This window comes from Achromobacter seleniivolatilans (assembly GCF_030864005.1).
In the GTDB taxonomy this organism is placed as follows: domain Bacteria; phylum Pseudomonadota; class Gammaproteobacteria; order Burkholderiales; family Burkholderiaceae_B; genus Achromobacter; species Achromobacter seleniivolatilans.
Window position 1 is genome coordinate 2,572,397 of sequence record NZ_CP132976.1, and the last position, 19,183, is coordinate 2,591,579.

Sequence of the window (19,183 nt, forward strand, 5' to 3'; positions counted from 1 at the left end):
TAATAGGCGTGCGACATCGCTGCGTGCTGCTCGAGCAGCGCACACCCAATTCAAAAAATTAAAATGGGTCGGTCAGGCTTTCCGACCAGCCAGGCCAAGTTCTATTGGCTAAGTGTCGCGTCGCCAACGATGGCGCCGCCGTAGTCATTGATTGCGCTGTATTTCACCTTCGCACCAGTGGCTACCGAGCTCATGTTGCGAATGGGCAGCACTTGAGTTGTATGCGGCGCGACCATTCCACCCGCATCATTCTTAAACGTTTGCCCCCCGCTCTGCACATCAATTTCACTGAACGAAACGTGATAGGGCGTCGGGTTCGATACGCTCACAGCCTGGCCTTTGCCATCCGGAGACGCCACGATCTTCCAGCTGAGCTTCGCCGGCGCGTCTTCGGGCTTGCCGGGCAGATTTTCCGGCCGCGCAAACATCTTGATCCGCGTGCGATACGCCACCTGCAATGTATTGACGTCAGCAGCGGTGGCGGGCTTGGGTGGTATATCCAACACATTCAACCAGTAAAGGGACTCACGATCCTGCGGCAGTGTGTGGCCGCCACTGATCATCACGCGCAACATCTGCCCCTTCTTCGCGTCCATGCGAAAGATTGGCGGCGTAATCACAAAAGGGACCTTGACGTCACCGGGCTTCGCGTCCGCATCACCGTCATCCATCCAGACCTGCACAAGCGACGGCAAATTGCTGTCGTTATCCAGTTTGACCGTAACTTCGCGCTGCTCAAGCGGATACACCACCCGTGTTCCACCGATCGTCACGCTTGCCTGTGCACTGCTCGCGAGCAATACACAGGCAAGCCCGATCCCGAATATCTTTTTTTTATGTAGCTTCATCAGTGCCCCTTTACAGATCGATTCGCATTGCGCTGAGGAAGGCGCTCGCTTACGTGAACGCCTTCAGGCACCATTTACTGATACTGCATCGAGAATTGCACCGAGGTATTCACGGTGCCAGCAGTGGCTTGGCCCGTCGCGTAGTAGCGGGCGTAGTACTTCAGTTCAGCCGCGCCGCCGGTGATTGCCGCGCCATTGGTGGCAAACTGGTTATTCGAGTTGGTCGTGACGTTGATTGGCGCCATCTGACCATTCAGCAATTGCACCTGCACGTTGGCGGCGGAACCGCTGTTGATGAGGTTGCCGCTGTCTTGATCGACCTGCGGACCGTTTTCGAAGCTGGCGATAGCCTTCGTGCCGGACGTGCAACCGGACAACGTGAACTTCAAGTCGGCCGGCTGCGACGTACCAGCGGTTTGACCGATGGAGCCCAGCGAGCTGGCCGTCACGGTCGGCAGCACAATGGCCTTGCTGGCTTCTGCGCCAGCGGCGCCGCCATTGATCGAGCAGGTGATGTCCGAAACGGTACCCGTAATGGTGATCGTGCCGTCAGCGGCTTGAGCGCCAAGCGAAGCGAAGCCCAACAGGCCGCCGAGAGCGAGGGCCGGAATAATTGCTTTCATGTCTGATATACCAGTGGATGAATGGGAGAGGAGATATGCAGCCGATGTTTTTAATTCGGTCGGCCGCAAGTGCCAGTTCGCTCCAAGGATTCGCGCCAGTTGCTGGCGTTTCTCAGTTTGGATGCTGCTTAGGTTGGCGATACAAATACTAAAGTTTTCCCAATTGCGACCAAATAGGACAGGTACTAAATCGTTGGGACGGCAGCATTGACGTCCGGTAAACATGAATGCGGATCGGGCATTTCGGCGGATATCGGACGATTACCTCGATTGGCTTCATATCCAATTGCGGGCTTGCTTGCCCGCAGCTTTAGTACACGTCTCATACTCACCCAAAGTTTTAACTCCTAGCATTTGAAGTGCAATTTTTCTTTAAGGCACTTCAATGAATAGGATCTATCAAGTCGTCCGCAATGCGACGACTGGAGCTTGGGTTGTCGCATCCGAGCTCGCCAGTGGACGCGGGCGCAGCAAGTCCGTCGTGATAGCCTCGGCGGCCATCACGCTAGTTTCGGCTCTCTGTATGACGTCATCTGCCAGAGCCGACAACATCAACAATGACATCGTTGTTTCCGGCGTGAACGGTGGGGACCGGCCGAGCCCGTGGGAAGTGGATTCCATCCGCTTGGGAAGCAATGCCGGCGCCTCTGGCAGCTTGACGATCACCGATGGCGGCACCGTCACCACTCCAAGCTACGGTTACATCGGCGACGCTGCCGGCAGCACGGGTTCCGTCTCGGTTACGGGTCCTGATTCGGCCTGGCACAGCGGCACGATCAACGTTGGCCTGGGCGCCGACAGCACGGGCAGTTTGACCATCACAGACCAGGGAACGGTCACCTCCACAGGGGTCGTCGTTGGCATCGGAAAGGGCTCCACTGGAACGGTCGACGTAACGGGGCCTGGCACGAGCTTGGCCGTCGACGGTGTCTTGTGGGTCGGCTTTAACGGCGATGGCACGGTGAACGTCGAGAATGGCGGTTCTGTGAGTAGCAGTAGCGCAACGGTGGGATTGGGTTCCACTGGCACTGTCAATGTGTCTGGCCCAGACTCGACCTTGAACATCGCCGGCAAGTTGAGCGTCGCCTCCGGCACAGATAGCCAAGGCAACCTTTATATTCGCGACGGCGGCAAGGTCGACGCTAACGAAATACGCATCGGCAATAATGTTGACACTGCCAACCAAGGCGCTGTCGGTAGCGTATTGGTAGACGGAGCAGGCTCTCAATTAACCAGCACCAATATGTTGCAAGTGGGCGGCAGCGGTGTGGGCCGGATGACGGTCAGCGATGGCGGCTTGGTGAACAGCGGCAACGGCTCAATATCCTCCTCGGGATCTGAAGGCAGCTTTGTCCACGTGACCGGAAACGGTTCAGCCTGGAATAACAATAATCTAACCGTTGGAGATTATTCCGACGATCACCCAACCTCGAATTTGATGGTGGACCAGGGCGGCAAGGTCGTCACCGGTGATACTGGGACGGTCTACGCTGCGGGCGCCGCCACCATCTCGGGCGCCGGTTCTGCGTGGGAAATCAACGGCGAACTTCAAAGCAACGGCAGCATCGTCGTTGCCGACGGCGGCCGCATCAGCAGTAACGTCAAGGCTGACGGCGCCTACGCTGACAACCGCATAGGCACTGGCATTCTGAGTGCCGGCACACGGCCCCCTTCCGTCTTGGTGACCGGCAGCGGCTCGTCCTTGAACTTCGATCACGGTGATCTGTACATTGCCGAAGGCATGGCAGGTAGCCTGGTCGTCGAGGCGGGTGGTGAGGTCAATGTATCGGCCAATGCCACCAGCCATATCGGTAGCGCTCACGCGAAATACGGTGATTCGATTGGTCAGGTGCTCGTCGAAGGCGCGGGATCGACGTGGCGTAGCGGCAATCTTGAACTGGGCCGAGGCGCGCAGGACATGTTTGACGAAGACATCACCCACAGCGGCCACGGCTCCTTGTCCATTGTTGACGGCGGCACCGTCCACAGCAGCTCGGTCGCTCTAGGCACCGGCCCGGGCAACAGTAGCGGCACCGTTTACGTCAGCGGCGCCAGCTCATTGCTGGACAACGCGGGTACGCTACACGTGGGTCAGGAGGGTACGGGCGACTTCACCATTATGGAAGAGGGACATGTGCGCAGCAGCGGCGACGTAGTGTTGGCGCAAGCGGCCGGTTCGACTGGCACGCTGAACATCGGCAGCGGCAACAAGGCCGGCACGTTGGACGCTACCCGCGTTCAAGGCGGAGAAGGTGTGGCGACGATCAACTTCAATCACACCGACGCTACCGACTTCGATGCGCAGATGAACGGCAACCTTACCGTCAACAAGGTAAACACCGGTACGGTGCGCCTGCTTGGGCAGAGCAATTACACCGGCACAACAACCGTGAATGGCGGCACGCTGCAAGCTGGCGCCGCTGGGGTCTTCAGCGGCAATTCCGGCTACAAGACAGGCCCGGCCGCAACGCTGGATATGGGTGGTTTTGATCAGAAAATTGCGAGCCTGGAAAACGCGGGCGTAGTTGCCTTTGCCGGAAATATGAATCCCTCCGCGCGCAGCGCTCCCATGGCTGGCGCAACCTTGACCGTGTCCGGCGACTACGTTGGCAACGGCGGCGCCCTGCTGATGAATACGGCGCTGGGCAGCGACGATTCCGTCACCGACAGGCTGGTGGTCGGCGGCAACACAAGCGGCGAGACCTTTGTGCAAGTGAAGAATGCGGGCGGCGCGGGTGCTGCCACGGATAACGGTATCGAGCTGATCAGCGTGGCGGGTGTTTCCAACGGCACCTTCGCGCTGCAAGGCCGAGCCGTCGCTGGCCTGTACGACTACCAGCTCTACCAGGGCGGCAAGACCACGCCGGATGATGGCAATTGGTATCTGCGTTCAGAAGCAGACCCGAAGAATCCGGGTACGCCCGAGGTTCCGGGCATGCCTGAAATTCCCGGCACGCCGGGACAGCCGGGCAAGCCGACGCTGCGCCCCGAACCCGGTGCGTATCTGGGGAACCAGAACGCAGCGCTGCGCATGTTCCAGCACACCATGCACGACCGTGTAGGCGAACCGGGCCTGACCGCCCGCAAAGACGACGGTGATGGCTACGCAACCTGGATGCGTGTGCAGACCAGCAAGTTGAATTCCGGCAAGACCGGCGGCCAGATTGATGTCGACACGAACACCACCGTCATGCAGTTGGGCGCGGAAAAGCAATTCGATGCTGGCACAGGCCGCTTGCATGCCGGCGTGATGGGCGGCTATGGCCGCGCCACCACCGATGCCAAGTCCAATATCACTGGCCACAAGGCGCGTGGCATTGTGGATGGCAAGAACATCGGCATCTACGGCACGTGGTTCCAGAACCCCTCGAGCCCCGAAGGCGCGTATGTCGATACGTGGTTGCAGTACGGTGATTTCGACAACACCGTCAAGGGCGACCATCTGGGTAGCGAGAAGTACAAATCTCGCACCTGGTCAGGTTCGTTAGAAGCGGGTTATGCGTTCAAGGTGCATCAAGGCGAACGCTACGGTGTCTATCTGGAACCGCAAGCGCAAGTGATTCACACCGACTACCGCAGCGACGACGTTCGCGAAGAGAATGGCACACGGGTGCAAAGCGGCAAGGCCGGTGGCACGACGACACGGTTGGGCGCGCGCGTCTATGCCCGTTCGTCGGACACCAGCTCGAACCGGATCCAGCCGTTTGCGGAAGTGAACTGGTGGTCGGGCGGCAACAAATCGTCGATCGCGATGGATGGCGAGCGTCTGAGCCATGACCTGCCGAAGAACATCCTTGAAACCAAGGTCGGCGCGCAGTTCGAAATCGGTCGGGGCTGGAGTGGTTACGGCAGTGTGGGCTACCAACAAGGCAGCAATAGCTTTAGCGACGTCAGCGGACAAGCCGGCGTCAAATTCAGCTGGTAAACCGTAGACCCTTCCCGCACGAAAGAAGTCTGGGCCGCATGGACACATGCGGCCCTATTTTTTTGGCCAAACTGGGCAGCGCCATGGCAATGCCAGATATCACACATCAGTTGACATATTTCTTGGTCATTATTTGTTACCCACGTTACCATGTGCATCGCTAATTAAATGGCGATCGCAATGAACGCTGCTTGAACAACCTCGACGTCTGCGTAATGAACAAAATTTATCGTTGTATCTGGAATCGCGCACTTGGCGCTTGGATCGCCGCTCCCGAAACGGCTCGCACAAAGAGCGGCGCGGGGGCCACCGCCGGCGTGACAATGCCGCAGCAAGGCAGCCGGGCGGCGAAACACCCAACCGGCGCCGTCCTTGCCTTGGCTGCTGCGGGTCTGCTACTTGGGCTGCCAGAGGGAGCCCATGCCACCTGCACCAGCTTTAACACCGGCGGCGTGGCCACCTGCTCAAACGCCATGGCTGGCGTGACCACAGCAGTCACCAACCTGACCCTGACGATGGACAATACCGCCGTGATCACGGCCGCGCCGCTGAGTTCGAGTGCCGTGACGATGAGCGGCAGTAACGCCACGTTCGTTAACAGAGGCACGATCGACGCAGCAGCGCTGGCAGGAATGACCCAACCGATCTCGGGCCTGACGATCGGCAATGCCAACAACAGCCTCCTGAATATCACGAACCACGGCATCATTAACGGCGTCGTACTCGAGCCCCATGGCGCCTTGTTGAACACCACCGGCATGGCGCTGGACGTAAGGAACGGCAGCGGTCTGGCCGCCACCACGACGATCGTCAACGACGGCAACATCGGTTCCTCTGACGCGATCAGCTATACGAACGCGGCCGGAGATGCCGCCGTGGTCGCGGTCAGGGGTGGCGGCAAGGTCAACATGACAAATTCGGGGAATATCACCGGACGGGTGGCCTTCGAGAGCTCCGCTGCCGGCAATATATTCACCAATGCTGGTTCGATCATCGGCAGCGTGTCGCTGGGAGAGGGAGGCGGCAATAACAGCTTCATCGCGATTACGGGCTCCCAGGTCCAAAAGGGCCTGAGCGTCCAAGGCGAGACCCTTGTGACGGGTACGCGGCTGAACTATGCGGCAGCCGGTGTCGTCGACGGCGGTGCGGGCGGCAGTAACACGCTTTTTTTGCAGAATGCCGTAGGCGGCGGCGCGGGCACGGGCGGGTCGGGCACGATCGACGCCGCAAACTACCGTAACTTCAGCCACCTGGAGGTGAGCAGCGGGACATGGACCCTGCTTGGAACCCTGCTGAGCGGAGCGAGCACCAGCACCAAACTCACGGGTGGCGTTCTATCGGTGGACAATCCATTGGCCCTGGGTCTCAACGCGATCAGCGCGAATGGTGGCGGCCTTCAGGCAGGCGGTTCGGGCGTAGCGCTGGCCAATGCAGTGACAATCGGGACTGACGGGTTCACCGTTTCGGGCAATCGCACATTGATCCTGGATGGCATCGTGTCGGGCACGGGCCGCTTGAAAAAAGAGGGCAATGGCGCGCTGAGCCTGAACGGCGCCAACACTTACGAAGGCGGCACGGAGCTGGCGGGAGGCTCTCTGTACCTGGGTAACGCGGCAGCGCTTGGCACCGGCCGCCTGCTCGTTTCCGGCGCCGGCAGCCTGGAAACTGGCGCCGCCATGCAGCTTGCTACACCCATCGAGCTGAACCAGTCTCTCACGCTCCTCGTCAATAACTACGACATCACGCTCGCAGGCGCGATCACCGGCACAAGCGGGCTGGCCAAAGACGGTCACGGCACTGCCATACTGGCTGAAAACAATAACTATGCCGGCACGACCGTAATTCGCGACGGCATCTTGCGCGTGGGCGCCGGCGGCACGAAGGGAACACTGGGCACAGGCGGCGTCGTGAATGACGGCACGCTGATACTGGATCGCAGCGACAACGTCGCGGTTGCCAACACCATCACCGGCAGCGGCTTGCTGGTGATGGCAGGCAGCGGCAGCACGACGCTTGCCGGCATCAACGCGTATACGGGCGGCACAGAGATTCGCAGCGGTAAGGTGGTCGTAGCCCAAGACGCCAACCTGGGTGGCGCTGCAAGCAGCGTCACGCTCAATGGCGGCACGTTGGCGTCCGTAGCCAGCTTCGACATGACGCGCAGCGTCACTGTGGCCCAGCCCAGCGTCATCGACGTAGCTGCAAACACGCGCTTTCGCCTGGGCGGCCTCATCTCGGGAAGCGGTGCCTTGACCAAGCAGGGCGAAGGCTCGCTCGTCGTCTCGGGAGATAGCAGCGGCTTTTCTGGCGGGACGCTTATCGGCGCCGGTGCGCTTGAAGTTGCGGCCGGCGGCAAGCTGGGCGGCACGCTCACGCTCGCCAGCGGCACGCAGTTGCGCGGCGCCGGCCAGGTCGGCACCACAACGCTACAGAACGGCGCAAGCCTCGCTCCGGGCCAGTTCTCCAGCCCACTCACCGTGGCGGGCGACCTGACCTTCAAACCCGGCTCGACCTATCAGGTCATGGCGGACCCGGCTTCGTCCGCCAGCGCCCGCGTCGACGTCAGCGGCGCCGCCAATCTGGCAGGCGCGGTGATCCACGTAGGCCCCGAAGCTGGCTTGGCCAGCACCCGCCAATACACCATCCTCAGTGCCAACGCGATCAACGGCAAGTTCGATACGGTGTCGTCAAACTACGCTTACGTCACGCCGACGCTTGGATACAGCACGCAGGCTGTGACGCTACAGCTCGAACGCAAGCAGGTTGATACGAGCAACGGCGGCAATACGGGTAACGGCGGAAATACGGGCAATGGCGGCTCGCCCAGCCGGCCGATCGCCTTTGCCGACGCAGCACGCACCGGCAACCAGCGCGCCGTCGCCAATGCGCTGGACAGCCTGCCCTCGGGCAGTGCGTTGCACGAGTACATCCTGACCTTGCCAGAAGGCGCGCCGGCTGCCGCATTCAGCAGCCTGTCCGGTGAAGCGCACGCCAGCGTCGCTACCAGCCTGGCCGGTTCCAGCACCACTACGCGCACGGTACCGCTGTCGCACCTGCGTGCAAATCTGGGGGCTGGCATGCGTCCCGGCGCACCGACGGCGCAGTCCGGCGGCACGCTGTCCGCGTCCGCCCTGCCGTCCTCCAACGCACAGCCGGCCTGGGCAGAGCTCATCGGCAACTGGCAAACACAGAACGCCACCGACAACACCTCCAAGGTCCGCCAGCACACCGGCGGCGTCTTCGCCGGCGTCGATCATGGTGTGGGCAATGGCTGGCGCATAGGCGGTGCCGTCGGCTACACCGATAGCAAGATCCGCGTCGACGACCTTGCATCGAAGGCAGATGTGTCCGGCTACAGCGCAACCCTCTACGGCGGCAAGTCATTCGAAACCGGCGCGGGCAAACTGAACCTGCTGGTCGGTACGTCTTACACCTGGCACGACGTCAGCACCGAGCGCTACGCTACAGTGGCCGGCGCATCGCAGAAACTGACTGCCGACTATGGCGCCAACACCACCCAGCTCTTCACCGAACTGGGCTATGCGATGGCCTTGTCCGACCGCACCACCCTTGAACCCTTCGCCGGCCTCGCGTGGAGCGACCTGCGCACACGCGGTTTCTCGGAGTCGGGCGGCTCGGCGGCGCTGCGCGGTCAAAGCAGCAACGACCAGCAAACCACCAGCACGCTGGGCGTGCGCGCGCAGACAGACTTTATGCTGGCCGGCATCGAAGGCCGCTTGCAAGCCACCCTGGGCTGGCGCCACGCGTTTGGCGACTTGCTGCCGCAGAGCAGCGTCGCGTTTGACGGCGGCCAGGCATTCACGGTGTCGGGTTCGCCCATCGCCCGCAATGCTGCGCTGGCCGAGTTTGGCGCCGAAGTGGCGGTGTCGCGTAGTGCCTCCCTGGGCTTGAATTACAGCGGACAATACGGCGGCGGGAACCGCGAACATGCGGGGTCGTTGAACATGCGCTGGCGGTATTGAGGGCGGCTGGATGAATGCTGCACGAGCAGCATCTGGATGATTGCGCGGCTGTTTGCCTAACGGTGCACTTGGAGTGCCCGCTACGGTCGAAGCAGCCGCGCAAACTTTCCTTGCCGCGAGATAATTTTCAGTCAGGAATCACCCGTTCATGCAAATCGAAGAGCGCATCCACATCGCAGTCCCGCCCATCGTCGTCGACCGCATCTGGAGCGAGGTTGACCGATGGCACCTTTGGGACCCGGACACAAAACGAGCCGAACTGAATGGGCCATTCGCAGTGGGGACAAGAGGCCGGATAGTTCCCAGCAAGGGCATGGGCGTTCCCATGGTTGTCACAGAGCGCTCCGAAGGCCGATCGTTCACCGTAGAGGGCTACATCCCGTTGTTCCGCATGCACTTCGAGCACACGGTTTCACCGGTAGACGGCGGCTCCGAAGTGACTCATCGGATATGGTTCTCGGGCGCCCTGGCCTTTGTTTTCGGGCCTCGCGTTGCCAAGCAGATTCGCGAGGGACTTCCTCGAACCATGAAATCACTTAAAGCATATGCAGAGGAAGGCCAGGCGTCTGCCCAATAGCGATGCGTTGAAAGGCAGCCAGGCAGCCTGAGCTGCTGAACTTTGCATCTGACCGCGCCATGATGATCTGCGGCTGTGCAGCACATGCCGCTGCACAGCAGCTCGCACGGACCCGATGCGCTCCAAAGTTCGGACTGGTTCTATATCCAAGCCAGCCCCACGCCCATAGGATGACAACCTGTTTCATCCTCCAGGGCTTCTCAGAATGCTGGTCGGTATCCTCTCCACTATTGGTGGCGTCCTTTTCTTTGTTGGTGTGCTTGCTGCATTGGTCGTGTTTCTACGCGGAGTGTTTAGTATCCAGGCCGGTCCCGGAGCGACGCGCGAAGATCGAAAAATCAAAGGCCGCGCAATGCTCAAGCAGATCATGCCAAACGTCCTCAAATGCTTCGCGGTTGCTACCGTTGGGCTCATTGTGATCATCGTAGCCGCGGCAATCTGATCAGGGTCACACGCGCCCCGCATAGGATTTCGCTAATTTTTTCCGACGGTCGGTTGCGGGCATGCTCCGTAGGTCGGCTGTCGGTCGCGCAGTTACCGCTGCGCGGCCGTCGCCGTCTTTTAAAGATGCAATGCAAAAGCCCCGATCGGAATTCCGTATCGGGGCTTTTATTTGCTGGGTGTGCTCAGGGCGCCACCTCTAAAATCAGCCAATCAATTTAGCTGTTCAGAACTCGCTTCAACGCGTCAAAGAATGCAGAGATGGTATAGCCTCCACCAGCTGGGTTGAACGATCCCCAGTGTTCCGCATATGCCGCCGCAGCGCTGCTTCCAAACTCGACAACAAACTTTTCCATCTCGCAACAAACTTGCGCGACCTCTTCCGAAGTCGACACCTGTTTATACGCCAGTACTACTTCCTCAATAGTCTCGCCAAATAAGTCATAGTCTTCGTGGAAATAACCCGCAAGCAGGTTGTTGAGCGCAGGATACTGCTCCAAGTCAACCATCATCAAATGTCCACGTAAGCAGTCAAGACAAAGTAAGGCATGCCGTTGAAGGGGAGCTTTTTAAGCACAACCCTGACAATTCGCCCTTGCACTAGTTCGGAAGCGCCTCGAACCAACACGGCGCCGATGTCACCGTCACCCGCGCAGCTTTTATTGCACCAGCAAACCCGACTGGCACCGCAAGCTCGACCGACATGCCCAGCGTCTTGCCAGATCCCGGTTCTGCACCGAGCCTAGTAGCAAGCTCTGTAAGCCCCCTCTCCGTCAATGACCGAATCTCTTGCCCGGTCCAGACTTCTTGCAGACCTGTTGACGCTGTATCTATGCCGTGGCCACCCAATACCACGCAGCCGATCTTCGTCGCACCAGTGGGTTCCGGCACAGCGCATAACGCAGCGCCGCCGATCATTTCCGCTACGCCGCCAGCTAGCTTTAGACCACCCCACAAGCGATTCGAGAGGGTCGTCTCGCTGCTGACCGACTCACCTTGCAGGATCGCCGCCAACTGCACCGGCGTGAGCACAATGCTTATGCTTGATTCATCGTCCATCCGTTCACCCCATCTTTTGATAGAGCGATGAATGTCACGAAACGGAATACCCTTGTCGATCAGGGTCGTCTGAATCTGACTGTCATTTCTCCGAGCCTCGCGATCCGAAAATGCATACGCCCCGGTTTTTGGCCGGGGCATTTGTTTAGCGCGTACTTGCTACGAGTCTGGGCGAAGACGGCCTCTGGCACAGCAAGCGCGCAGGAAGGCGCTACACGGCGTCGCAGGTCACCTAGGCTCTATTCAGGTGCGTGCGCATGATTTGAAGCACACGTTTGGTCGCAGGCTACGGCTACGCGCAGCAGATGTGCCGGAAGAAGATCGCAAGGCGCTAATGGGCCATACGGACGGCAGCATTACATCTCACTACGCATCGGCAGAATTGGCCAAGCTGATTGAGTGTGCAAACCGTATCGCAGCAATCGGCACGCGCAGTCCGGCGTTGACTATGCTGAAACGGCGGATGGCTAACGTGGGTGACGCAGTGCTTGATGCAGTGCTTGATGCAGTGGGCGAGTCCCCACAAAAGCCCCGCAAATGAGAAAGGGGGCTAGTGATTAATCACTAGCCCCCTTAGGGTATTGCTGGTCGGGACGGTGGGATTCGAACTCACGACCCCTTGCACCCCATGCAAGTGCGCTACCAGGCTGCGCTACGCCCCGAAAGAAAAAGAGTATAGCAGAACAAAAATTTGTTTGCACGCATTAGTGCAAAAAAATGCTGAATACTCAAAAAAATTTGCGCTTCATGTCCGTCGCTTGCACCAGTAGCATGCAAAGCGGCGCACGAAGCGCAAGGTACTGATGTCTGCAAAGTATCTGGCCCGAAGGACAACGCACTTTGCAGGACCTGCGTTCAAACAAAAATCTTGGACGGCGAAGAACTCAATGCGATCAAGCAGCTGAACCGAAGCTGCCAGCGCTTGGGGTGGGCGCTGCGTTTGCAGACGTGCCCAAGGCTTCGGCCAGCATCGTCGAGACGTTGCCAAGCTCGTTACGCAAGGACTGCATCTCGGCGCCGGTCAAGCGTACGGCGGCGTCTTGATCATGCGGCATGTCGCGCGCATCGCCCAGGCGATTGCGTGCACCGCTGATCGTGAAGCCTTGCTCGTACAGCAAAGAACGGATACGACGGATCAGCAGCACTTCGTGATGCTGATAGTAGCGGCGATTGCCGCGTCGCTTCACCGGCTTGAGCTGCGTGAATTCCTGTTCCCAATACCGCAAGACGTGGGGCTTGACGCCGCACAGCTCGCTGACTTCACCGATGGTGAAGTAACGCTTGGCGGGAATGGGCGGTAAGGTAACGGTGGGTTCAGTACGTGTCATAAGCGAATTTTATGCCGCGAGGCGCCGTGAGCCGATAACAATTACCGACAAAGCGTATCACTCCGCGGCGTCGGGTGCAGCAGGGGTCGCCTGCTCCACCACGCTCTTGAGTTTCTGACTCGCGTGGAACGTAACCACGCGGCGTGCGGCGATGGGAATGGTCTCGCCGGTCTTGGGATTGCGGCCAGGGCGCGGCGGTTTGTCGCGCACCTGGAAATTGCCAAAGCCCGAAAGCTTGACGGAGTCTCCGCGCGCCAGAGCATCGCGGATTTCCTCGAAGAACGTATCGACGATGTCCTTGGCTTCGCGCTTATTCAGGCCGACCCGCTCAAAAAGCAGTTCGGCCAGCTCGGCCTTGGTCAAGGTGCGTGGCTCGGCAGCAAGCATACTGTTCCCCATGGTTCAAGTACGCTGGCGCGCGCCGTGAGCACTGACCAATGCATCCTTGATGCGGGACAGGCAATCTGCCACACGGGCTTCGTCCAGAGTGACCTCAGTGTCCTGTAGCCAGAATCGGAAAGCAAGGCTTTTCTCGGTGACGGGTTCGCCGCCTTGGGGCTTCTCGCGCCAGACGTCGAACACGCGCACATCCTGCACCACGGCCAGTTGCGCGTCTGCCTTAACGGCAGCTGCGACGGTATCCAGCATGGACTGCGTGGACACAGGCGCATCAACCCACAAGGCCAAGTCGCGAACGACCACGGGCTGACGGGACAACTCGCGCACCTGGGGCAACTCGCCTTCAGACAAAACAGCCACATCCAGTTCGAACACAACGGGTGCGTGCGCCAGATCCGCTTGCTGTGCCCAACGCGGGTGCAGCTCACCGATCCAACCGATTGCCTTGCCATCCAGTTCGATACGAGCGCTACGGCCCGGATGCAGCGCCGGATGTGCGGCAGCTTCGAAACGCAAACGGCGGCCGCGTGCGCCAAACAGCGCTTCGACATCCATCTTTACATCAAAGAAATCCACCTGACGCGTCGTAACGCCCCACTGCTCTTCCGCAGCCGGCCCCCAGGCCGCGCCAGACAGGCGCATGGGCTGGCTTACGCCGGCCACTTCCAGCGGACCATCTTGCACAGCGGCATCGCGCATGAACACACGACCCAATTCGAACAGGCGCACGCGCGTCTGTTTGCGATTGGCGTTGTGGCGAATGTTGGCAACCAGGCCGCCGATCAGGCTGGAACGCATGACCGACAAATGGCTGGCGATGGGGTTGACCAGACGGACCGGCGTGTCGTTGCCGGCGTAGTCGCGTTCCCAATCAGCTTCAACGAAGCTGTAGTTCACAACTTCCTGATAGTCCTGCGCAGCGGTCAAGCGGCGCAGCGCATGCGCGCCGCGATGCACTTCGGGCTGCGAGAACATCTTGGCGCGCGCCATCGGCGGCACGTCGGGAATGCTCTCAAAACCGTAGATGCGGGCCACTTCCTCGATCAGGTCTTCTTCAATTTCCAGATCGAAGCGGAACGACGGCGGGCTGACGACGAAGTCATCGCCTTCAACGGTGAATTCCAGACCCAGGCTGCCGAAAATCGTAGCGACCTGCTCACGCGTGACGGGCACGCCCAGCACGCGGTGGCAACGAGCCAAACGCATGCGCACAGGCGCGCGCACCGGCAGGTTGACGATCTGATCGTCGATCGGGCCAACCTGGCCGCCGCAAATGTCGACGATCAGGCGGGTGATGAATTCAAGGTGTTCCGGGATGCTGGCGTAGTCCACCCCACGCTCAAAGCGATGGCTGGCTTCCGAGCTGAACTTATAGCGGCGCGCACGGCCCGCAATGGCTTGCGGCCACCAGAACGCGGCTTCCAGATAGATGTTCTGCGTATCCAGCGTCACAGAGGTGGCTTCGCCGCCCATGATGCCGGCCAGGCTTTCCACCTGATCGCCAGCCACCACAACGCCGACCTTCGGGTCCAGCGTCACGGTCTGGCCGTTCAGCAGTTCAAGCGTCTCACCTTCGCGCGCCCAGCGCACGGAGATATCGCCGCCGATCTTGTCCAGATCGAACACGTGCGACGGACGGCCCAGCTCCAGCATGACGTAGTTGGAGATGTCCACCAGCGCCGACAGCGAACGCTGGCCGGCGCGTTCGAGGCGCGTCTTCATCCAGTCGGGCGTTGCAGCGCGGGCATTCACGCCACGGATCACGCGGCCGCCAAAACGGCCGCACAACTCAGGCGCTTCAATCTTGACGGGCAAGCGCTCGTCCAGCGTCACCGGCACGGCCACGGCCGTGGGCACCGACAAGGGCGCGCCAGTCAGCGCGGCCACTTCGCGCGCCACGCCCAAGATCGACAGGCAGTCGGCACGGTTAGGCGTGAGCTTGAGCGTAAACAGCGTGTCGTCCAGGTCCAGTGCTTCACGAATGGACTGACCGGGAACCATGTCTGCCGGCAGCTCCAGCAGACCGCCGTGATCTTGCGACAGGCCCAGTTCACGGGCCGAGCACAACATACCGGCCGATTGCACGCCGCGCATCTTGGCCACGCCAATCTTCATGCCACCAGGCAGCTCTGCGCCCACGCGAGCCAGCGGCACTTTCAGGCCGGCGGCAGCGTTGGGCGCGCCGCACACGATTTGCAGGCGTTCGCCGGAACCGTCATCGACTTGGCAAACACGCAGTTTGTCAGCGTCCGGATGCGGAGCGATGTCGACGATATGGCCCACGACCACACCGGTAAAGGCGGGTGCAGCGGGTTCGGTCTCTTCGACTTCCAGACCGGCCATGGTGAGCCGGTGCGCGAGTTCATCGGTTGCGATCGGAGGGTTGACCAGCGTACGCAGCCAGGATTCGGGAAATTGCATGATCAGCCGTCTGTTATTCGTTGAACTGGCGCAGGAAGCGCAAATCGCCTTCGTAGAATTGGCGCAGATCGTTCACGCCGTAGCGCAACATGGTCAGGCGCTCAAGTCCGGAACCAAAGGCAAAGCCGATGTAGCGCTCGGGATCAAGACCGAAATTGCGCACCACTTCAGGGTGCACCTGGCCCGAGCCGGAAATTTCCAGCCAACGGCCACGGTTGGGACCCGAGGTGAACATCATGTCGATTTCGGCGGACGGTTCCGTGAACGGGAAGAACGACGGACGGAATCGCACAACGAGATCGTCGCTTTCAAAGAAGCAACGCAGAAAATCGGTATACACGCCCTTCAGATCTGCAAACGAGATGTCCTCGGCGATCCACAGCCCTTCCACCTGGTGGAACATGGGCGAGTGCGTGGCGTCGCTGTCGACGCGATAGGTGCGGCCCGGTGCGATGACCTTGATCGGCGGCTTGTGCATGCGGGCGTAACGCACCTGCATGGGGCTGGTGTGCGTGCGCAACAGCAGCGGCAGGCCGTCTGCGTCGTTCATGTCGACGTAGAACGTGTCCTGCATCGAACGCGCCGGATGGTCCAGCGGGTTGTTCAAAGCGGTGAAATTGGTCCAGTCATTTTCCACTTCGGGGCCGTCGGCCACATCGAAGCCAATGGAACGGAAGATAGCTTCCACACGTTCCCAGGTCCGGATCACCGGATGGATGCCTCCCGGCGCGCGACCGCGGCCAGGCAAGGTGACGTCAATGGTTTCGGAAGCCAGCCGGGCGTCCAGTTCCGCCTGCGCCAGTTCGGCGCGGCGCGAATTCAGGAGCTCTTCGACTTTTTGCTTCGCCTGATTGATCCGGGCGCCCATTTCGCGCTTTTGCTCAGGATCGAGCTTGCCCAGGCCTTTCAGCAGCACCGTAAGTGCGCCGTCCTTACCCAGGAATCGAGCCTTTGCGTTCTCAAGCGCGGCGGCATCTGTAGCCGCTGCGAACCGTTCTTGCGCCTGGGAGACCAGGTCGTCAACCGATAGAGTCATGAAATCCAGCCTTCAAAACGCAAACGGGGCTATAACAGCCCCGTTTGCAGCGATGCGCGATGTGTTAAAGCGCGCGATCAGGCAGCCAAGGCAGCCTTGGCTTGCTGCACGATGGCGGCAAAGCCGGCCTTGTCGCGCACGGCCAGATCGGCCAGAACCTTACGGTCGAGTTCGATCGAAGCCTTCTTCAGGCCAGCGATGAACACGCTGTAGCTAACGCCATGCTCGCGGACGGCCGCGTTGATACGCGTGATCCACAGAGCGCGGAACGTACGCTTCTTGTTACGACGGTCGCGGTAGGCGTATTGGCCAGCGCGCATGACTGCTTGCTTGGCAATACGGAACACATTACCGCGGCGGCCACGGTAACCCTTGGCGGCGGCAATGACTTTTTTGTGACGTGCGCGGGCAGTTACGCCGCGTTTGACGCGAGGCATATTAAGACTCCCTTATCAAGCGAAAGGCATCATGGCCTTGACGGAGGCCACGTTGGATTCATGAACAGCCGTCGAGCCGCGCAATTGACGCTTGGCCTTCGTGGTCTTCTTGGTCAAAATGTGGCGCTTGAACGCCTGACCGCGCTTGATGGAGCCGCTGCCGCGAACCTTAAAGCGCTTGGAGGCGCTTTTCTTGGTTTTCATCTTGGGCATGATGATTCCCTAAACTAAAAACTCGTTGTTGATTTGACATGACGCGAGGTGCTTGCACGTTGCTGGCAAAAAGCCCTAGGGCTAGCACCGAAACAACGGCAAAACTTGTAAACCTGTTGCCACTTCTTGGGGTATTGCTGGGGTACTGCATACCGTGTAGAAGCATCGCTGCCAGACACGGGCATCTCCCAGTTCTTGGCAAAAAAGTAGCCCAGATCCGGGAAAGCCTTTGATTATATGGTGATTTCCTGGCCTTTGTCGAGTCGGGTGCAGCAAAAAATCGAACCGGCCGCACTCAACACATCCTGCCAGGAGTTTCAGCGGACCATCATACCCCCGGCCGCCGGTACTGCACTGCCTGCGCGACATGCCCGGCGCCCAGCACGTCCGCCCCGTCCAGATCGGCGATGGTACGAGCCACCCGCAACGCCCGATGAAGAGCCCGCCCCGACCCCGCCAGACGGCGCATGGCCTGCAACATCAGCGCTTGCGCATCGCCATCCATGACGCAATGCTCATCCAGCTCCGCCCCCATTAAACCTGCATTGGACTTACCCTGCCGGGCCAGCTGCCGATCACGGCAGCGCATCACCCGCTCTTGAACCGGACCCGAAGCCTCGCCAGGCGGATGACTCATCCATTCAGGGTCAGATGGCGGCAGCACCACGTGCAGATCGATGCGATCCAGCAAGGGCCCGGAAATTTTTCCCGTGTACCGCGCCACCTGGTCGGACGTGCAAATGCAGGCCCGCCCAGGGTGGCCGCGCCAGCCGCAAGGACAAGGATTCATGGCAGCGACCAACTGAAAGCGGGCAGGGAATTGCGCAGCATGCAGGGCGCGGGCGACAACCACCCTGCCCGCCTCAAGCGGCTCGCGCAACGCCTCCAGCGTGCGACGACTGAATTCCGGGAGCTCATCTAGAAACAAGACTCCGTGGTGGGCCAGGCTGATTTCTCCTGGCCGCGGCCGGCTTCCGCCGCCCACCAACGCCGCCACGCTCGCGGAATGATGCGGCGACCTGAACGGCGGATGCCCCATCAGTGCTTCCGGCAACCCTGCCAACGCAGCCACTGCGGCGGCTTCCAGCGCCTGGCTGCGAAGCAAAGGCGGCAACAATCCTGGCAGACGAGAAGCCAGCATGCTCTTGCCTGCCCCGGGAGGCCCGATCATCAGCAGGCTATGGCCACCAGCCGCCGCCACTTCCAGCGCTCGCCGCGCCCCCGGTTGGCCGCGCACATCGGACAGGCACGGCGCAGGCGGCGGCGGGGGCCACGCCTTGGGCACCGCATTCGGCAACTGGCACATGCCCGCGATGTGGGCGGCCACATCCGCCAGACTGCGCGCCGACAACACGTTAAGCCCTGGCACCCATGCCGCCTGCTCCGCACTGCCTGCGGGCAAGATCAGCGTGGCATCAGGCGCTTCACGCGCCACGCTTAACGCAATCACCAACGGGGCTGCCACGGGAACCAACGCGCCGGTCAAAGACAACTCACCCGCCAGCACCAAGCCCGCTAATGAGGGATCAGGCGCGGGCAGCTCCGGGCCGCCGCCATCCACAGGCGCGGCCAACTGGCCAGAGGCCAGTAACAAGCCCAGCGCAATGGGCAGATCGAACCGGCCAGATTCCTTGGGAATATCAGCGGGCGACAGATTCAGCGTGATTCGGCCGGGCGGAAACTCAAAACCGCTATTCAGTATGGCCGCGCGCACGCGCTCACGGCTTTCGCGCACTTCGGTGTCGGCCAACCCGACGACATTAAAACTGGGCAACCCCGGGCCCAGATGGGTTTCAACCCGGACGGCGTGCGCATGCAGCCCACTGAGCGCCCGGCTGGCAAGAACGGCAAGCGTCATAACGGTCTCCCAAGGGGAACAAGACCGTCAGTATC

At 60.6% G+C, this 19,183-nt stretch carries 17 protein-coding genes, 1 tRNA gene and 1 pseudogene; 6 read left to right on the plus strand and 13 right to left on the minus strand.

The window, feature by feature from the left end; genetic code table 11:
- Window positions 1-101 precede the first annotated feature (101 nt).
- Both RAS12_RS11375 and RAS12_RS11380 read right to left on the minus strand, forming a co-directional pair.
- Complete coding sequence (locus tag RAS12_RS11375) at window positions 102-848, minus strand: fimbria/pilus periplasmic chaperone (protein WP_306948395.1); 747 nt, start codon at window positions 846-848, stop codon at window positions 102-104.
- Window positions 849-922: 74 nt separating this feature from the next.
- The gene (locus RAS12_RS11380) at window positions 923-1,471 is read right to left on the minus strand and encodes a fimbrial protein (protein ID WP_306948396.1); all 549 of its coding nucleotides are present in this window, start codon (window positions 1,469-1,471) and stop codon (window positions 923-925) included.
- A gap of 385 nt (window positions 1,472-1,856) precedes the next feature.
- Between RAS12_RS11380 and RAS12_RS31050 the strand changes: the two are divergent.
- The 5 genes and pseudogenes from RAS12_RS31050 to RAS12_RS11400 all read left to right on the plus strand — a co-directional run.
- Window positions 1,857-1,973 (plus strand): annotated as a pseudogene (locus RAS12_RS31050) (ESPR domain-containing protein); the annotation flags it as partial.
- Window positions 1,974-1,994: 21 nt separating this feature from the next.
- The gene (locus RAS12_RS11385) at window positions 1,995-5,396 is read left to right on the plus strand and encodes an autotransporter outer membrane beta-barrel domain-containing protein (protein ID WP_306948397.1); all 3,402 of its coding nucleotides are present in this window, start codon (window positions 1,995-1,997) and stop codon (window positions 5,394-5,396) included.
- 215 nt (window positions 5,397-5,611) lie between these two features.
- The gene (locus RAS12_RS11390; protein ID WP_306948399.1) at window positions 5,612-9,379 is read left to right on the plus strand and encodes an autotransporter domain-containing protein; all 3,768 of its coding nucleotides are present in this window, start codon (window positions 5,612-5,614) and stop codon (window positions 9,377-9,379) included.
- Between the two features lie 148 nt (window positions 9,380-9,527).
- Window positions 9,528-9,956, plus strand: coding sequence for an SRPBCC family protein (locus tag RAS12_RS11395; protein ID WP_306948401.1), 429 nt, complete (start codon window positions 9,528-9,530; stop codon window positions 9,954-9,956).
- 205 nt (window positions 9,957-10,161) lie between these two features.
- Window positions 10,162-10,398, plus strand: coding sequence for a hypothetical protein (locus RAS12_RS11400; RefSeq protein WP_306948402.1), 237 nt, complete (start codon window positions 10,162-10,164; stop codon window positions 10,396-10,398).
- Between the two features lie 217 nt (window positions 10,399-10,615).
- On the opposite strand, the gene RAS12_RS11405 is transcribed toward RAS12_RS11400, so the two are convergent.
- The 3 genes from RAS12_RS11405 to RAS12_RS11410 are packed head-to-tail and all read right to left on the minus strand — an operon-like array spanning window position 10,616 to window position 11,597.
- Window positions 10,616-10,909, minus strand: coding sequence for a contact-dependent growth inhibition system immunity protein (locus tag RAS12_RS11405; RefSeq protein ID WP_306948404.1), 294 nt, complete (start codon window positions 10,907-10,909; stop codon window positions 10,616-10,618).
- Window positions 10,909-11,025 carry a hypothetical protein gene (locus RAS12_RS31055; RefSeq protein WP_371321273.1) on the minus strand — a complete coding sequence of 39 codons (117 nt, stop codon included), beginning with the start codon at window positions 11,023-11,025 and terminating at the stop codon, window positions 10,909-10,911. The genes RAS12_RS11405 and RAS12_RS31055 overlap by 1 nt, the downstream gene beginning before the upstream one ends.
- Complete coding sequence (locus tag RAS12_RS11410; protein WP_306948406.1) at window positions 10,998-11,597, minus strand: hypothetical protein; 600 nt, start codon at window positions 11,595-11,597, stop codon at window positions 10,998-11,000. Before RAS12_RS11410 ends, RAS12_RS31055 begins: the two co-directional genes overlap by 28 nt.
- Here RAS12_RS11410 and RAS12_RS11415 point away from each other — a divergent pair.
- A complete protein-coding gene (locus RAS12_RS11415; protein WP_306951417.1) occupies window positions 11,596-11,997 on the plus strand; it encodes a tyrosine-type recombinase/integrase in 402 nt (133 codons plus the stop codon). The genes RAS12_RS11410 and RAS12_RS11415 overlap by 2 nt on opposite strands.
- A 44-nt stretch (window positions 11,998-12,041) precedes the next feature.
- Here RAS12_RS11415 and RAS12_RS11420 read toward each other — a convergent pair.
- From RAS12_RS11420 to RAS12_RS11455, 8 genes are all read right to left on the minus strand, one after another.
- Window positions 12,042-12,118, minus strand: a tRNA-Pro gene (locus tag RAS12_RS11420).
- A gap of 231 nt (window positions 12,119-12,349) precedes the next feature.
- On the minus strand, window positions 12,350-12,784 hold the full coding sequence (locus RAS12_RS11425; RefSeq protein ID WP_306948408.1) for a MerR family transcriptional regulator: 435 nt from the start codon (window positions 12,782-12,784) through the stop codon (window positions 12,350-12,352).
- A gap of 57 nt (window positions 12,785-12,841) precedes the next feature.
- Entirely contained in the window at window positions 12,842-13,183 is a 342-nt protein-coding gene (locus tag RAS12_RS11430) for an integration host factor subunit alpha (protein WP_006218744.1), read from the minus strand.
- Window positions 13,184-13,186: 3 nt separating this feature from the next.
- Window positions 13,187-15,604: a phenylalanine--tRNA ligase subunit beta gene (pheT, locus tag RAS12_RS11435; protein ID WP_306948416.1), complete on the minus strand. Its 2,418-nt coding sequence runs from the start codon at window positions 15,602-15,604 to the stop codon at window positions 13,187-13,189.
- A 13-nt stretch (window positions 15,605-15,617) separates the two neighbouring features.
- Window positions 15,618-16,640 carry a phenylalanine--tRNA ligase subunit alpha gene (pheS, locus tag RAS12_RS11440; RefSeq protein WP_306948418.1) on the minus strand — a complete coding sequence of 341 codons (1,023 nt, stop codon included), beginning with the start codon at window positions 16,638-16,640 and terminating at the stop codon, window positions 15,618-15,620.
- Between the two features lie 77 nt (window positions 16,641-16,717).
- On the minus strand, window positions 16,718-17,077 hold the full coding sequence (gene rplT / locus RAS12_RS11445) for a 50S ribosomal protein L20 (RefSeq protein WP_006218741.1): 360 nt from the start codon (window positions 17,075-17,077) through the stop codon (window positions 16,718-16,720).
- A gap of 15 nt (window positions 17,078-17,092) precedes the next feature.
- The gene (gene rpmI / locus RAS12_RS11450; protein ID WP_006218740.1) at window positions 17,093-17,290 is read right to left on the minus strand and encodes a 50S ribosomal protein L35; all 198 of its coding nucleotides are present in this window, start codon (window positions 17,288-17,290) and stop codon (window positions 17,093-17,095) included.
- 328 nt (window positions 17,291-17,618) lie between these two features.
- Complete coding sequence (locus tag RAS12_RS11455; protein ID WP_306948436.1) at window positions 17,619-19,148, minus strand: YifB family Mg chelatase-like AAA ATPase; 1,530 nt, start codon at window positions 19,146-19,148, stop codon at window positions 17,619-17,621.
- Window positions 19,149-19,183: the final 35 nt, after the last annotated feature.

Excerpts from the sequence above, each read along its gene's own strand:
- RAS12_RS11375 (WP_306948395.1), bottom strand. The coding sequence starts at position 848 with ATGAAGCTACATAAAAAAAAGATATTCGGGATCGGGCTTGCCTGTGTA.
- RAS12_RS11380 (WP_306948396.1), bottom strand. The coding sequence starts at position 1,471 with ATGAAAGCAATTATTCCGGCCCTCGCTCTCGGCGGCCTGTTGGGCTTC.
- RAS12_RS11385 (WP_306948397.1), top strand. The coding sequence starts at position 1,995 with ATGACGTCATCTGCCAGAGCCGACAACATCAACAATGACATCGTTGTT.
- RAS12_RS11390 (WP_306948399.1), top strand. The coding sequence starts at position 5,612 with ATGAACAAAATTTATCGTTGTATCTGGAATCGCGCACTTGGCGCTTGG.
- RAS12_RS11395 (WP_306948401.1), top strand. The coding sequence starts at position 9,528 with ATGCAAATCGAAGAGCGCATCCACATCGCAGTCCCGCCCATCGTCGTC.
- RAS12_RS11400 (WP_306948402.1), top strand. The coding sequence starts at position 10,162 with ATGCTGGTCGGTATCCTCTCCACTATTGGTGGCGTCCTTTTCTTTGTT.
- RAS12_RS11405 (WP_306948404.1), bottom strand. The coding sequence starts at position 10,909 with ATGATGGTTGACTTGGAGCAGTATCCTGCGCTCAACAACCTGCTTGCG.
- RAS12_RS11410 (WP_306948406.1), bottom strand. The coding sequence starts at position 11,597 with ATGCCCCGGCCAAAAACCGGGGCGTATGCATTTTCGGATCGCGAGGCT.
- RAS12_RS11425 (WP_306948408.1), bottom strand. The coding sequence starts at position 12,784 with ATGACACGTACTGAACCCACCGTTACCTTACCGCCCATTCCCGCCAAG.
- RAS12_RS11430 (WP_006218744.1), bottom strand. The coding sequence starts at position 13,183 with ATGGGGAACAGTATGCTTGCTGCCGAGCCACGCACCTTGACCAAGGCC.
- pheT (WP_306948416.1), bottom strand. The coding sequence starts at position 15,604 with ATGCAATTTCCCGAATCCTGGCTGCGTACGCTGGTCAACCCTCCGATC.
- pheS (WP_306948418.1), bottom strand. The coding sequence starts at position 16,640 with ATGACTCTATCGGTTGACGACCTGGTCTCCCAGGCGCAAGAACGGTTC.
- rplT (WP_006218741.1), bottom strand. The coding sequence starts at position 17,077 with ATGCCTCGCGTCAAACGCGGCGTAACTGCCCGCGCACGTCACAAAAAA.
- rpmI (WP_006218740.1), bottom strand. The coding sequence starts at position 17,290 with ATGCCCAAGATGAAAACCAAGAAAAGCGCCTCCAAGCGCTTTAAGGTT.
- RAS12_RS11455 (WP_306948436.1), bottom strand. The coding sequence starts at position 19,148 with ATGACGCTTGCCGTTCTTGCCAGCCGGGCGCTCAGTGGGCTGCATGCG.